Raw genomic sequence first — 14,948 nt, 5'->3', positions numbered from 1 at the left:
CTAACGGGGGTTTACTTAGGCTGCAGGTTAAATTCCGTTAATCGCAGCGCTTGTCAGCCGTGCCACCATCCCGACAGTTCGCGCCGCACCAGCCTTTCGAGCATGGTCATGCCGGGCGCGCGGTCGTTGAGGCAGGCGAGCACGGCCAGCCGCTCGCCCCCGGCACTCTCGAACACCTCGCGCCCGCGTATCGCGAGTTCCTCAAGCGTCTCGACGCAGTCGGCGGAAAAGCCCGGCGCGGCAATGGCAATGCGGCGGGTGCCTGCGCGCGCCTCCTCTTCCAGCACCGTCTCGGTCGCAGGCTCCAGCCACTTCGCCGGGCCGAAGCGCGACTGGAAGCTGGTCTCGATCCGCAGCCCCGGCAGGCGGCTCGCCAGCCGCTGGCCAAGGAGGCGGGCAGTCTCGATGCACTGGGCATGGTAGGGATCGCCAAGGGTGCGCGTGCGCTCGGGCATGCCGTGGAACGAGAGCAGCAGCATTTCCGGCGCGAAGTCGAGCGCGCTGACCTGCGCGGCGATGTCTTCCTCGAGCGCGGAGATATAGGCGTCGTCGGCATAGTAGGGCGGCAGCGTGCGCACCGCCGGCTGCCGGCGCATCGCGCCAAGCGCCTCGCCCAGGCTGTCCATCACCGACGCGGTCGTGGCGGCGCAGTATTGCGGATAGAGGGGGGCGACGAGCACCCGCTCGCACCCTGCATCCTTGAGCGCCTGCAGCCGCGCCGGGATGGACGGATTGCCGTAGCGCATTGCCCAGTCCACCCGCACGCCCGCGCCGAGCAGGGCCTGCAGCCCGCGCGCCTGCGCAGCCGTGATCGCGGCCAGCGGCGAGCCCTGCGGCGTCCAGACCTGTGCATAGGCGTGGGCAGACTTTGCCGGACGGGTGCGCAGGATGACGCCGTGGAGGATCGGCTTCCACGCGATCGCGGGGATCTCCACCACGCGCGGATCGGACAGGAACTGCGCGAGATAGCGCCGCACGGCGCCCGGCGTCGGCGCGTCGGGCGTGCCGAGGTTGACGAGCAGAACGCCTATGTCGGAGGTATTGTCGGGCATCACAGGTCCTCGCCGAAGAAGGGAAGGCGGCGCAGGCGCAGGCCCGTCGCCGAGAAGAGCGCGTTGGCGACCGCCGGAGCGACGGCGGCCACGCCGAGTTCTCCGGGATCGGCCGGATCGGCCTTGCTCTCGATGAACTCGACTTCGATTTCGGGACAATCCGCCAGGGTCGGCAGGCCCATGCCGCCGATGCCTTCGCTATCGGGCCGGCCATCCTCGTAGCGTACCGCGCAGCCAAGCGCGAGGCCAAGGCCGAACACCAGCCCGCCTTCCACCTGCTGGCGCGCGATGTCGAGATTGACGATGCGGCCGATGTCGGCCACCGCGCTCAGCCGGTCCACCCGCACGCCCTCGGCATCCCGCCGCGCGCTGGCGACCACGGCGATGCGTCCCTCTCCCACGACATGGCAGGCGATGCCCTGCCCGCTGGCATCCGCCCCGCCGCCCCACTGCGAAAGCGCCGCCACGCGCTGCAGGCACTCGGCAAGGCGCGGGTCCTTGCCCAGCATCGCCATGCGGTAGGAAAGCGGCTCGCGCCCGCTTCGATGGGCCAGTTCGTCGACGAAGCTCTCGTTGAAGAAAGCGGTCCAGCCATGCGCATTGCCGCGCATGCGGGCGGTGGGCAGGTCGATGCGCACCGGCACGTGGTCGATCGCGAGATGGGGGATCGCGTAAGGCGGCGCCGCACCCTCGAGCGCCATCGCATCGGCCTTGCCAGCGACGGCGGAAATCGCCTCCTGCGGCAAATCATGGTCAAAAAGACGGCGGCCGAACTCGCGGGCGGTCGCCGGGACGGCGATACGGGCGCGCCAGCCCGCGATCCCGCCCTCGGTATCGAGGCGCGCGCCCATCACGGCGACCACCGGCGCGCGCGGCAACCCGGCGCGCAGTTCCTCGCGCCGGGCCCAGGTGAGCTGGACCGGCCTGCCCACGGCTTTGGCGATCACCGCCGCTTCCACCGCCTGCCCGAACTCCAGCCGGCGATCGAAGCTCCCGCCGATGGCCATGGGATAGAGCACCACGTCGCGCACGCCGATGCCCAGTGCGCGCGCCGCCGCCTCGCGCGTGGCTTCGGGAGCCTGCGTGCCGACCCAGAGTTCCAGACGTCCGTCGCGCAGGCGGGCGACGGCGGAGGCGGTTTCGATCGTCGCGTGGACCGCAGGCGCGACCTCGTAGCGCAGCTGGATCGGCATGCCCCCGGTCACGATGGCGCTATCGCCCTCCTGCCGCAGCCGATGCGCATCCAGCGTGCGCAGCCCCTCGTCCATGGCGGCGTCGATGGCGTCGCTGCCTACCCCTGCCGCGACCATGAAGCGCGGGGCGATGCGGGCCAGCGCCTGTTCGGCGGACCAGCTGTCGAGCGCGACTGCTGCGACCCAGTCGTCGCCGGTTACGGTTCGCAGGAAGCCGCGCGTGCCCTTTGCCGCATCCTCCTCCATACCCGCCACCGATGCGCTGAGGCCGATGGGCGCATGGCGGATCGCGGCATAGACCATGCCGGGCAGGCGCACGTCTCCCGCGAATGTCCAGGATCCATCCACCTTGGAAGGCAGGTCGAGGCGGGGATGGCGCAGCGGCGCACCGGGCGGAAACTCACCCGGACGCTCGGCCACGGGGTTCGGGCGAAGCGGCGGTGTCGCGGGCGGCGAAAAGCGCGACGCCTCCTGCGCCAGCTGGCCGAAGGCAAGGCGCCTGCCCTCGTGGAGAATGAAGCCGCCTTGCGCATCGCAAGCCTCCCATGCCGCGCCCCAGCGCGCGGCCGCAGCCTGCGCGAGCATCGCGCGCGCGCAAGCAGCGGCAGCGCGCGCGGGCGCCTCGTAGGCGTCCAGCGAGGTGCCGTCCGCCGTGACGTTGAAGCGCCCATGCTCCGCCCAGCGCCGGGTCAGGAGGTCGTCCGCCTCGTCTGCCAGCGAGGGCGCGAGCGGCATCCACAGCGGCGCCCACTTCGCAGCGAGCGCCAGGTTGGCGTAACGGGCGCTCGGCGGCGCGGGCTCGACGGCGACCTGCCGCCAGTCCGCGCCCAGTTCGTGCGCCACCACCTGCGGGATCAGGGTGGTCACGCCCTGGCCCATCTCGACCTGCGGCACGGCGACCGTCACCACCCCGTCGGTGCCGATGCGCAACCACGCATCGAACGCATACTCTCCCTCGCGCGGGGCGAGCGGCGCGGGATAGCTGCGCGGGCGCAGCGCGAAGCCGAGCACGAGCCCGCCCCCCGCCAGCGCCCCGACCAGCACGCCGCGCCGCGTCAGCGCCATCAGCCGGTCCGATCCAGCCAGTCGCGCACCCGGCGCGCGAGGTCGGCGAAAGCCTCGGCCTGCGGGCCGTTCCCGGCCGCCGTGGGCGTTCCCGCATCGCCCTCCCGGCGGATCGCGATGTCGAGCGGTATGCGGCCGAGGAAGGGAACCTCCATCTCGCGGGCCGCAGCTTCGGCTCCGCCAGCGCCGAACGGATCGCTCACCTCGCCGCAATGGGGGCAGGCATATCCGGCCATGTTCTCCACCACGCCGACGATGGGCACGCCGCCTTTCTCGAACATGTCGACCGCGCGCGCCGCGTCCATGAGCGCCAGGTCCTGCGGGGTGGAGACGATCACCGCGCCTGCCGGCTTGAAGCGCTGCAGCATGGTCAGCTGCACGTCGCCGGTCCCGGGGGGAAGGTCGATCACCAGCAGCTCCGCGCCGTCCCAGTGCGCCTCTACGAGCTGGACCAGAGCGCCCGCGATCTTGGGCCCGCGCCAGGCGATCGCCTGCCCCGGCTTCGAGAGGTGCGCCATGGAAAGGACCGGCACGCCCCATTCGCTCTGGACCGGCACGAGCCTGCCCTCATGCGCGACCGCCCGCCTGTCCTCGGTTCCCAGAAGCCGCGCCTGCGAGGGACCGTAGATATCCGCATCGACCAGCCCGACCTTGCACCCTGCCCGCGCGAGAGCGACGGCAAGGTTGACGGACAGGGTGGACTTGCCGACCCCGCCCTTCCCCGAACCGACGGCAAGGATGCGCGGCGGCCTTGAGCCCGGCGACGCGGGTGCCGACGGTGCGGGCACCGGCGCGGCCTTGTCCGCCATCATCGCGACCCGCACCTCGTCCACCCCCGCCGCGCCGCCAAGCGCTGCGACGACATCGCTCTCGAGCCGATAACGCGCGGGGGCGTCGAGGCCCTCGGCGTCGATCACCAGGACGGCGCGGCCATCCACCACCCGCAGCGACTGCAGGCGCGCCGCAGCCTCGCCGGGCAGAAGCGCCTTCAGTTCCTCGCCCGATCCTGCACCGCTGCTCACCCGAGGTCTCCAGAAACAAAAACAAACGCTCGCCATCCAGGCACGCGAACAGGAAGCGCATGGCAGGCGCCTCGCCTTCGCCGCTCAGGTGGCGTACGCGGGGAAAAAGGGCAAGAGAGGCACTGTTATTTGGCCGAGGGGTTCTTATAGATAGCCTCATGAAAGCTATCGGTGGTGCAGATACGCGCGGCGGCGACCCGGAAGGCCGCATCGGGGGACACAACGCGGCGCAGGACGGCGGCCTTGCCATGGCCGGCGCCAACAGCCCCTGGGGCGGCGGCGGCAACAGTGGCGGCGGCAATGGCGGCGATGGCGACAGGGGAAGCGACAGTCCGGACGGTGGCAGCGCCGGCAGCGAACCCACCTCGGGCGAGAGCCGGGGCGATGCAGGCGCGCCGGACGGCAAGCCGGACGACGGCGAAAAGCGGGGTCCGCGCAATCCCTGGCTGCCCAGCGGCGACACACCGCCGCGCCGCTCTGCCGGGATCGAGGACATCTTCCGCACGCGAGAGGCGCGGCGCACCGGCGGCAGCGGCAACAGCGGCGGTCCGGGGCGGGGCAGTGCCGGCGGCGGCTTCCCGAACATCCCGCGCAGGCCCGATGGCAAGTCCTGGGTTCCTCTTGCGGCCGGGATCGCGGTGGCGGCGCTGGTCCTCGTGTCGAGCTTCCACATGCTCGATCCCAAGGAACAGGGCATCGTAACCACGCTCGGCAAGTATTCCCGCACGATCGATTCCGGCATCAGCCTGACCCTGCCCTGGCCCATCGAACAGGTGCAGGTGGCCGATGTCCGCTCCTTCAGCGTGGACATGATCCCCGACAACGAGAACGAGAAGCTCATGCTGACGAGCGACAAGAGCCTTGTCGACCTCAGTTACCTCGTGCGCTGGAACATCAAGGATCTCAAGAACTACACCTTCCGCCTCACCGATCCGAAGGAGACCGTGCGCGAAGTGGCCGAGGCGGCGATGCGCGCCTCCATCGCGCAGGTCACGCTGGGCGACGCGCTTTCGGGTGCCGGGAGGGCGCGGGTGGAACAGGACGTGCGCAACCGCATGCAGGCCATCCTCGATTTCTACCGCTCGGGCATCTCGATCCAGGGCGTGGAGATCAAGAAGGCCGATCCGCCCAGCAAGACCAAGTCCGCGTTCGACCAGGTCAACGTCGCGCAGCAGGAAGCCGAGCGCGACCGTTCCGAGGCGCGTGCCTGGGCGCAGCAGGTCATTGCCCGCGCCGAGGGCGATGCCACCGCCTTCGACAAGGTCTACGAGCAGTACAAGCTCGCTCCCGAGGTTACCAAGCGTCGCATGTACTATGAAACAATGGAACGCGTGATCCGCGACAACGACACTGTCGTCGCCGAGAAGGGCGTCACCCCTTATCTCCCGCTGTCGGAGATCCGCCGCCGCGCGCAATCGGCTCCCGCCGATCCCGCGCCCGAGGCAGGAGCCACGGTCACGGCGCCCGCGCCGCGGGGAGGCCAGTGATGGGCAATCTCTGGCAGGACTACAAGGCGGCCTGGATCGTGGCGGGCGTGGCCCTGATCGCGCTGATGCTCAGCGTCATCATCGTGCCCGAGGACGAGCAGGTGGTGATCGTGCGCACCGGTAAGCCCGTCAATGTCTACAACCCGTTCATCGAGAATGCCGCCTTCGGCCAGACCGGCGCGGGCGTTCACTTCCGCATACCCATCGCCGAGCAGGCCATCCGCATCGAGAAGCGCCTGCTCTCCGTCGACATGGAGCAGCAGCAGGTCCTCTCGACCGACCAGCAGCGCCTGAACGTCGATGCCTATGCGCGCTTCCGCATCGTCGATCCCATCCGCATGGTGCAGACCGCCGGAACAACCGAGCGCGTGACGCAGCAGCTGCAGCCGATCCTGTCCTCCGCCGTGCGCCAGGAACTGGGCAAGCGCACCTTCCAGTCGCTTCTCACCGCCGAGCGCGGCAAGGCGATGGAGAACATCCGCGACAGCCTCGAGAACGAGGCACGCGAATATGGTGCGCAGATCGTCGATGTACGCATCAAGCGCGCCGACCTGCCCGAGGGTGCGCTTGCCGCCGCCTTCGTACGCATGGAGGCGGGCCGGCAGGAAGAGGCCAAGACGATCGCCGCGCGGGGCCAGCGCGATGCGCAGATCATCCGCGCCGACGCGGAAGGCCGGGCGGCACGGATCTATGCTGACAGCTTCGGCAAGGATGCCGGATTCTACGACTTCTACCGTGCGATGCAGAGCTATTCCGTCTCCTTCGCCAAGGGTGAAGGCGGCAAGACCATCCTGCTTTCGCCAGACAATGCCTATCTGAATCATTTCCGGGAGCCGTAAGAGCTTCCAACAGTTGGTGGTGGGGTTGTAACGGCCGCACGCCGGAGTGTTGGCGGACTGCTGCCGCCATTCAAATCCGGTTAAGCTCGCCGGGCCTCAATCGAGCCGGGACACTCTGGCCGGGGCCCGTCAAGTCGACGCAGCACCGCCGAAACGGAGGAATCAAAGGACGTGAAGCCCGTGCGATACGCTTATGGATTGACCACAGCGCTCCTTCTCGGGGGCGCTACCGCAACCCTCGTCACCGGCTACCCCGCGGGTGCGCAGGTGGCTCAGAACGAATCCAGCGAGATGTCGAAGATGGTCCCGCGCGCCGGCGCGCCCGCCAGCTTCGCGGATCTCACTGCCCAGCTCGCACCTGCCGTCGTCAACATCTCCACTCGCCAGAAGGTGCAGGTGCAGGGCGCGGGCAATCCCTTCGCCGGCACGCCTTTCGAAGGCCTTTTCGGCGGCCAAGGCGGTAGCGGCCCGCAGACGCGCGAAGCGCAGTCGCTCGGGTCCGGCTTCATCATTTCGGCCGATGGTTACGTGGTGACCAACAATCACGTCATCACGGCGGACGGCAAGGGACAGGTGGAATCGATCACCGTCACCATGCCCGACGGCGTGGAATATCCGGCCAAGCTGATCGGCAAGGACGCCGCGTCGGACCTCGCCGTGCTCAAGATCGAGCCCAAGAAGGCGCTTCCCTTCGTGAAGTTCGGCGACAGCTCCCACGCGCGAGTAGGCGACTGGGTGATCGCCATCGGCAATCCCTTCGGCCTTGGCGGAACCGTCACGGCGGGCATCGTCTCGGCCGTTTACCGGAACACGGGTTCTGGCGCGGGCGCCTACGACCGCTACATCCAGACCGATGCCTCGATTAACCGCGGCAACTCGGGCGGTCCCCTGTTCGACATGAACGGCCAGGTCATCGGCATCAACAACGCGATCTTCTCGCCGACCGGCGGCAGCGTGGGCATCGGCTTCGCCATCCCTGCCGAGACCGCCGCTCCGCTGGTGCAGAAGCTGATGAAGGGCCAGGCGATCGAGCGCGGCTACCTTGGCGTGCGCATCCAGGCCCTCAACGAAGACCTTGCGGACTCGCTCGGCATCGAGCGTAACAAGGGCGAGTTCATCCAGGCCGTCGAGCCCGATGGCGCCGCCGCCAAGGCCGGCATGCAGGCCGGCGACGTGGTGGTGAAGGTCGACGGCAAGGAAGTGACGCGCGACCAGAACCTGTCGTTCATCGTCGCCAACACCGCGCCGGGCAGCCGCATCCCGATCGAGGTGATCCGCAACGGCCGCCGCATGACGCTGAACGCCACGGTCGCCCGCCGCCCGAGCGAAGAGGAACTGCAGCAGTCGTTCGATCCCAATGCCGAGCAGGACGGCGATGCCTTCAACAACCCGCCCGAGAAGCAGGGCCAGGGCGTGGTCGAGAAGTCGCTGGGCATGTCGGTGACGCCGCTGACCTCGCAGATCGCCCGCCAGCTTGGCGCAGCCGAAGGCACGCGCGGTGTCGTCATCGTCGCGGTGGACCCGGGTTCGGACGCCGGACAAAAGGGCTTTGCGCGCGGATTCATCATCCTCGAGGCTAACGGGCGGCCGGTCACGAGCCAGGCCGAACTCGCAGCGGCGATCACCGCCGCCAAGGCGGAAGGCCGCTCGGCCATCCTCCTGCGCGTCCAGCCTCGCGGCCAGCCCGCCACCTTCGTGCCGGTCCGCCTTCGCTGACGCGGCCGTCACAGGCATAAGACAAGCAGGACGCCCGCCGGTTCGATCCGGCGGGCGTTCTAGCATGCGCCGCGCGAATGCCCCGTGGCGGCTCGGGGGTGCCGCGCGAGCGAGGCATCCGGCCCATCACGCGGCGCCCCGCTCGGCTTCACGCGACAGCCAAGGTCCGTGGTGGCACCCCTGTGCATAGGCCGCCGCCCCGGCAACTTCCTGCTCCGCCACGCGTCCAGCGTCTTCGCGGGCCCGGATGCAAGCGGTTACCCCCCGACGCATTTTCCCTGCCCTGAACGGCAAAGCGCCCGCCGGAACGATCGGCGGGCGCTTTCCTTTTTGCATCCTTCAGTTCAACCTGCCTCGCGGCCGAGCGGCCGCGATCAGGGTTGCTGCCCCGCCGGTGGCCTCAGCGTCGCGCGCGGGATCGGCGTCACCCGGGGCACCGGGATGACCGCGCCCTGCCCCGGTCTCAGCCCCGGATCGTCCACGCTCCGCCCGGTCGCCCGGTCGAGAAGCTCGCGGTTGGCGGCCGGCGGAGCGGCTCCGGGCGGACCATAATCCGGAGCGATCGGCACGCCGGGAGGAACGCCCCCGGGGCCGGGTCCCGGGCCCACCGAACCATCCTCGTACCGCGGAAGCTCATCCTGACCGGGGACGCCATCCGGGTGCACGAGGTTTCCGTTCTCGTCATAATAGGAATATTCGCCGGGCTCGCCCTGGAGCTGCTCGTCGTCGGGTTCGAGTTGCCAGTCGGGAAGCTTGAGCTCGGTGTCGAACGGCTCGACCGGACGCCGCGCCACAGCAACGCGCATGTACTGGGCGAAAGCCCGCGCCGGTGCATGGCCGCCAGACAGACCGCCCACCGGCCGCGCATCGTCGCGCCCCATCCACACGCCGGTGGTGATGCCGCTGGAGAAGCCGAGGAACCAGCCGTCCTTGTTCGAACTGGTGGTGCCGGTCTTTCCCGCCACCGGCCGCCCGATCTGCGCCGCGCGCCCCGTGCCGGTGGCGACGGCAGTCTGCAGCAGGTCCGTGATCCCCGCCGCCACATAGCGCGGCACAAGCACCTGGCCCTGAGCGGACTTGTGCTCGTAAAGCAGTTCACCCGAAGTCGTCGTCACCTTGAGGATGCCATAGGGCTCCACCGAGGTGCCGCCCGCCGAGACAGCCGCGAAGGCCCGGGTCATGTCGACGAGGCGGACCTCCGAGGTGCCAAGCACCATGGCGGGCTTGGTGTTGATCTGCGTGGTGATCCCGAAGCGGCGCGCCATGGCGGCGACGGTGCCGAAGCCGACTTCGTTGCCGAGCTGCGCGGCGATGGTGTTCTTGGAGTAGGCGAACGCGGTTCGCACATCGATCTCGCCCGCGAAGTTGCGGCCATCGTTCTTGGGGCTCCACCCATCGATCGTCACCGGCTCGTCGACCACGCGGTCGTCCGGCTTGTAGCCCGCCTCGAGCGCAGCGAGGTAGACGAACAGCTTCCATGCCGAGCCGGGCTGGCGCAGCGCGCTCGTCGCACGATTATAATTCGAGTTCACGTAGTCGGTGCCGCCCACCATCGCCAGCACGGCGCCGTCGCGATCGAGGCTGACCAGCGCGCCCTGCGTGCCCTTGGGAGCATTGCCGTCGATAGCCTTGGTGGCCGCGTCCTGCATGCGGCGATCGAGCGTGGTCCAGACCTCGATCGGCTCCTTGTTCTCGGGCAGCAGCATGTCGAGCTGGGGCAGCGCCCAGTCGGTGAAGTAACGCACCGAATCCTGGCCCTTCTCCTTGGCGACGGTCACCTTGGAGAAGTCGATCTCGTCCGCCTCGCTCTGGCTTATCACGTTCTCGCGCACCATCAGGCCGAGCACGACCCGGCCGCGGCCGATCGCCGCCTCCACGTCGGCGGTGGGCGAGTAGTTCGACGGCGCCTTGACCAGGCCGGCGATGATCGCCGCCTCGGCCGTCGACAGCTCCGTTCCCGGATGGCCGAAGAACTTGCGGCTTGCGGCATCGACGCCATAGGCGCCGCCCCCGAAATAGACCTTGTTCAGGTAAAGCTCGAGGATCTGGTCCTTGCCGAACTTGCGTTCGAGCGCGAGAGCCAGCACCGCCTCGCGCGCCTTGCGGGTCCACGAGCGGCTGTTGTTGAGGAAGATGTTGCGCGCCAGCTGCTGGGTGATCGTTGACGTCGCCCGTGCGCGGCGGTCGGTGGTGAGGGAGACGTATACCGCCCGCGCAAGGCCCAGCGCATCGATGCCGGGGTGATCGTAGAAGCGCCGGTCCTCGACCGAGACCAGCGCCTTCGCCATGATCGGGGGAATATCGGCATAGCTCAGCCACTTGCCATAGCTTGGCCCCAGCGACACCAGTTCGCGCCCGTCGCGGTCACGCACGACGATCATCTGCCCCGTCTGGCTTTTCATCAGCGTGGTGTAATCGGGCAGCTCGCGCATCGTGAAGAACACGGCGGTGCCCAGGAAGATCGCTCCCAGCAGGGAAAGGGCTGCGCCCCACACCAGCACGCCGCGCACGATGCGACGCCACAGCGGCTTACGGGCAGGCTCGGTGGATGCGCCGCGACCGGTGCGGCTGCGGCCGGAATTCTTGGCCATTGCTAAGGTGCAAACCCCTATGGAGGACAGATATGTCCGTTCGCTCCTACACCTTGCACGCGCAATTGTAACCCGAGGTGAACACGGATTCCCTGGCGCGGCCGGGGAATCCGCCCGTTCGCTCAGCCGTCCTTGGGCTCGAAGTCGAGTGAGGCGCTGTTGATGCAGTAGCGCAGGCCATCAGGGCCGGGTCCATCGGGGAACACGTGGCCGAGGTGGCCTTCGCATCGCGCGCAGCGGACTTCGGTGCGCACCATGCCATGCGAGAGGTCGCGGTGGGCCTCGATCGCTTCCTGATCGACCGGGGCGGTGTAGCTTGGCCAGCCGCATCCGGAACTATACTTGGCATCCGACGCGAAGAGCGGCTCGCCGCAGCCCGCGCACAGATATGTGCCTTCCTGCTTGTTCTTCTCGTACTTGCCCGTGAAGGCGCGCTCCGTCCCTGCCTCGCGCAGGACGTGGTACTGCTCGGGCGTCAGGCGGTCGCGCCACTCGGCATCGGTCAGGTGGATCTTTTCGGTCATCGCGGAAACTCCTTCGAGCGCGGATATGGGCTGCGATCGGCGCAAGTCCAAGGGGTGCGCGGCCGGTCAGAGCTTCGCGAACAGCGCCAGCATCCGCTGCCAGGCACGGTCGGCCTCGCTAGGATCGTAGGCCGGGGAATCGGGCACGCACCAGCCGTGGTCGGCGGGATAGACCTCTGTCTCCGCCGTGCGGCCCGCCGCATCGGCCGCCGTGCGCAGGGCCGTCTTCTGTTCCGGCTGCCTGGCGTCGTCGTTGCGGGCGATGGCGAACAGATAGCTTGCCCTGGTCCGCGCCAGCAGGCGGTGGGGGCTGTCGGGCTCCTGCGTCACCATCCCCGCTCCGTGGAAAGACGCCGCCGCCCCAACGCGCGCCGGAACGGCGGCGGCGGTGCGCACGGTGAACGGCCCGCCCATGCAATAGCCGCTGCTGCCGATCCCGCGCTTGCGATCGACCGCGTCCTGCCGGTCCAGGAAGGCGACGAAGGCCGCCGCGTCGCGTGCGATGGCGTCCGGCGTGAGGGCCGCGCGCATGGGAGCGATCCGCGCCTGCCCTTCGGGCGTGCGGTATTCGGAGAAGCTGCGCATGATCGGCGCGGGGGCGGCGCGATAGTACTGGTTGACGACAAGCACGGCATAGCCCTGCGCCGCGAGGCTGCGGGCCATGATCTTCTTGACCTCTCGCAGGCCGGCGATGTCGGGCCACATGATGACGCCCGGGTGCGCGCCTTTCCCCGGATGGACGAAGAACGCATCGCACACTCCGTCGCGCGTGGTGATCGACACCATCTGTTCGCTTGTAGCCGCGCCGCCCGTGGCAGCAACGGTCGAAGTGCAGCCTGCGAGCGCGGCGCTGGCGCCCAGCACGGCGAACTCGCGGCGGCTGAGCCCGGGCGAGAGGTCGCGGCAGCGTTCTTCCGGCGTCAGGTCGTCACACATCCGCTTGTCCTTCCAAACATGTCCGTGGCGGCAACCTAGCCAGCTATCGCGGCGGAAGCGAGGGGTTCGCTCCGGTGCGCCTTCCATGCCGCCGCGGATACGGCTTCAGCTGCGGAACACCACCGTGCGCGCGCCGTTCACCAGCACCCGGTCTTCGAGGTGGAGCCGCACGGCTTCGGCAAGGACGCGTCGCTCGATGTCGCGGCCCTTGCGCACCATCTCCTCGGGCGTATCCGCATGCGTCACGGGCTCCACGTCCTGGTGGATGATTGGCCCTTCGTCGAGGTCGGCGGTCACGTAGTGCGCGGTGGCGCCGATCATCTTCACGCCGCGGGCATGGGCCTGGTGGTAGGGCTTCGCGCCCTTGAAACCGGGCAGGAACGAGTGGTGGATGTTGATGCAGCGGCCCGACAGGTACGCCGCCATCTCGTCTGAAAGGATCTGCATGTACCGCGCCAGCACCACCAGCTCCGCGCGCGTTTCTTCTACGAGAGCGCGTATCCGGGCTTCCTGCGCGGCCTTCTCGCCCTTGGCGATCGGAAGATGGTGGAACGGGATGTCTCCCAGCATGAGGGTGTTGATCGCCTCGCGCGGGTGATTGGAGACGACGCCGACGATCTCCATCGCGATCTCGTCGATCCGCTGCCGATAAAGCAGATCGGCCAGGCAGTGGTCGAACTTGCTGACCAGCAGCAGCACCCGGCGCGGCCGGTCCTGCCGGAGCATCGACCAGGCCATGCCGTATTCATGCGCGATCGAGCCGAAGCCCTCGCGGATCTCCTCGCGGTCGGCGGCGCCGGGATCGAAGGCCACGCGCATGAAGAAGCGGCCCTCAGCAAGGTCGTCGAACTGCTGTGCCTCGATGATATTGCAGCCGCACTGCGCCAGATAGCCGGTGACGCGCGCCACGATACCGGGTCGGTCGGCGCAGGACAGCGCCAGGATCATCGGCTCGGCCATGGCGGGCTCCCTCAGGCGGCGACGGCAGGAACGCCGGCGCGGTGGGTGAGAGCGGCTTCGCTTTCGGCCATGAGCGAGGCGACGATGTCGGCCACCGGCTCTTCCCTGCTCACCATGCCGACCGACTGCCCGGCCATGATCGAGCCATTCTCGACATCGCCTTCGATGACGGCGCGGCGCAGCGCCCCGGCCCAGAAGTGCTCGATCCGCAGCTGCGCCTCGCCCATGTCGACTTCGCCCGCATCAAGAAGGCGCGCGACCTCGATCTGCTTGGCGGTAAACTCCTCGGTGCCCTTGTTCTTCAGTGCGCGCACCGGAATGACAGGCAGGCGCGGATCGACCTGGACCGATGCCACCGCCTCGCGCGCGGACGCGCGGAAGAAGGCTTTTTTGAAGTCCGGATGGGCGATCGATTCGCTGGCGCACGCAAAGCGCGTTCCCAGCTGAACGCCGGCCGCGCCCATCTCGAGATAACCGGCGATCGCCTCCCCGCGTCCGATCCCGCCGGCGACGAAGACGAGGTTGTCCGCGGCCAGGCTCGGCAGGATTTCCTGCGCCAGCACGGACGTGGAAACGGGGCCGATGTGACCGCCCGCCTCCGAGCCCTCGATCACCAGCGCGTCGGCGCCCGAGCGCAGCAGCTTCTTGCCCAGCGCCAGGGTGGGCGCGAAGCAGATGACCTTGGCGCCGCTTTCCTTGATGGCCTCGACGCTGCCCTTGGGCGGAATGCCGCCGGCAAGGACGACATGCGTGACCCGGTGCCGGGCACACACCGCGATTAATTCGAACAGGTCCGGGTGCATGGTGATTAGGTTGACGCCGAAGGGCTTGCCCGTAAGGGCCCGCGTCGCCGCGATCTCGGCATCCAGCAGCGCGGGCGTCATGGCACCGCACGCGATAACGCCGAACCCGCCCGCGTTGCTGATCGCCGCCACGAGGTTGCGCTCCGACACCCAGGACATGGCGCCGCACAGGATGGCCGTGTCGCTGCCGAGGAATTCGGATCCGCGCGCCATCAGCGCCGAGGTCTTGGAGTATGCGTTCATCGCGGTTCCCATAGCCGGGTTTTTCTCAAGCGAGCGCCATAGGATGACGAATTGCGCGGCACAAGCGGCGAGCGCGGGAACTTCGACGAGGGTCCGGCGTTGGAATGGCGGAAAATTCGGGGCAAAAACGAGGGGGGCCTTCCCGTATGTTCAAGGACAGCAAGCCGGTGCGCGGTTTCGAGCACGCGCAAGAGACTGTTTCCGTGGCGCGGCCGGATGGGGAATGGGCACAGGCCCGCGCCAACGACGAGCTGTTCGAAGACATCCTCGACATCGAAGGATCGCTGCGGATCGCCGCCTCGGCCGTCTCGGGATTTTCAATGCCGGGCGGGGATGAGCTTGAAAGCGGTCTTCGCCTGCTCGAAGGCCGTATCCCTATGGACGACTATTCGCAGATGCGCGCCGATGCCGACCGCGTCCGCGCGGCGGCGCAGGCAGACGATGCCGAAGGCGTGAAGGCCGCACAAACCGCCATCGTGAACAGGCTCGTTCAGCTGCGCAATGCGATAAGCTGACC

At 68.6% G+C, this 14,948-nt stretch carries 12 protein-coding genes; 4 read left to right on the top strand and 8 right to left on the bottom strand.

Translation table 11 applies throughout. From position 1 onward, the window contains the following. Positions 1-53: 53 nt before the first annotated feature. The 3 genes from hemH to GR702_RS07485 are packed head-to-tail and all read right to left on the bottom strand — an operon-like array spanning position 54 to position 4,332. Positions 54-1,052, bottom strand: coding sequence for a ferrochelatase (gene hemH, locus GR702_RS07495; RefSeq protein WP_160985347.1), 999 nt, complete (start codon positions 1,050-1,052; stop codon positions 54-56). After that, positions 1,052-3,310: a molybdopterin cofactor-binding domain-containing protein gene (locus tag GR702_RS07490; RefSeq protein WP_160985346.1), complete on the bottom strand. Its 2,259-nt coding sequence runs from the start codon at positions 3,308-3,310 to the stop codon at positions 1,052-1,054. Before GR702_RS07490 ends, hemH begins: the two co-directional genes overlap by 1 nt. Further along, positions 3,310-4,332, bottom strand: a complete 1,023-nt coding sequence (locus GR702_RS07485; RefSeq protein WP_337192548.1) for an Mrp/NBP35 family ATP-binding protein — start codon at positions 4,330-4,332, stop codon at positions 3,310-3,312. Before GR702_RS07485 ends, GR702_RS07490 begins: the two co-directional genes overlap by 1 nt. Positions 4,333-4,580: 248 nt before the next feature. Between GR702_RS07485 and hflK the strand changes: the two genes are divergently transcribed. The 3 genes from hflK (at position 4,581) to GR702_RS07470 (ending at position 8,374) form a co-directional block, all read left to right on the top strand. Beyond that, a complete protein-coding gene (hflK, locus tag GR702_RS07480; RefSeq protein ID WP_160985473.1) occupies positions 4,581-5,819 on the top strand; it encodes a protease modulator HflK in 1,239 nt (412 codons plus the stop codon). Next, a complete protein-coding gene (hflC, locus tag GR702_RS07475) occupies positions 5,819-6,658 on the top strand; it encodes a protease modulator HflC (RefSeq protein ID WP_160985344.1) in 840 nt (279 codons plus the stop codon). The genes hflK and hflC overlap by 1 nt, the downstream gene beginning before the upstream one ends. Positions 6,659-6,838: 180 nt before the next feature. Then, positions 6,839-8,374: a Do family serine endopeptidase gene (locus GR702_RS07470; RefSeq protein ID WP_337192551.1), complete on the top strand. Its 1,536-nt coding sequence runs from the start codon at positions 6,839-6,841 to the stop codon at positions 8,372-8,374. A 374-nt stretch (positions 8,375-8,748) separates the two neighbouring features. Here the strand turns inward: GR702_RS07470 and GR702_RS07465 are convergent, their stop codons facing one another. The 5 genes from GR702_RS07465 to GR702_RS07445 form a co-directional block, all read right to left on the bottom strand. Then, positions 8,749-10,965, bottom strand: coding sequence for a transglycosylase domain-containing protein (locus GR702_RS07465; protein WP_160985343.1), 2,217 nt, complete (start codon positions 10,963-10,965; stop codon positions 8,749-8,751). A gap of 122 nt (positions 10,966-11,087) precedes the next feature. Next, on the bottom strand, positions 11,088-11,489 hold the full coding sequence (gene msrB, locus GR702_RS07460) for a peptide-methionine (R)-S-oxide reductase MsrB (RefSeq protein WP_160985342.1): 402 nt from the start codon (positions 11,487-11,489) through the stop codon (positions 11,088-11,090). A gap of 66 nt (positions 11,490-11,555) precedes the next feature. Next, positions 11,556-12,425 carry a dienelactone hydrolase family protein gene (locus tag GR702_RS07455; RefSeq protein ID WP_160985341.1) on the bottom strand — a complete coding sequence of 290 codons (870 nt, stop codon included), beginning with the start codon at positions 12,423-12,425 and terminating at the stop codon, positions 11,556-11,558. 105 nt (positions 12,426-12,530) lie between these two features. Continuing rightward, positions 12,531-13,385: a formyltetrahydrofolate deformylase gene (purU, locus tag GR702_RS07450; protein ID WP_160985340.1), complete on the bottom strand. Its 855-nt coding sequence runs from the start codon at positions 13,383-13,385 to the stop codon at positions 12,531-12,533. An 11-nt stretch (positions 13,386-13,396) separates the two neighbouring features. Then, positions 13,397-14,431: an NAD(P)H-dependent flavin oxidoreductase gene (locus GR702_RS07445; RefSeq protein WP_160985339.1), complete on the bottom strand. Its 1,035-nt coding sequence runs from the start codon at positions 14,429-14,431 to the stop codon at positions 13,397-13,399. A gap of 146 nt (positions 14,432-14,577) precedes the next feature. Here GR702_RS07445 and GR702_RS07440 point away from each other — a divergent pair, with 146 nt between their 5' ends. Beyond that, on the top strand, positions 14,578-14,946 hold the full coding sequence (locus tag GR702_RS07440; RefSeq protein WP_160985338.1) for a hypothetical protein: 369 nt from the start codon (positions 14,578-14,580) through the stop codon (positions 14,944-14,946). Positions 14,947-14,948: the final 2 nt, after the last annotated feature.

The organism is Novosphingobium silvae, from assembly GCF_009856825.1.
GTDB classification, from domain to species: Bacteria; Pseudomonadota; Alphaproteobacteria; order Sphingomonadales; family Sphingomonadaceae; genus Novosphingobium; species Novosphingobium silvae.
This window is presented reverse-complemented; position numbering and strand designations above follow the sequence as displayed.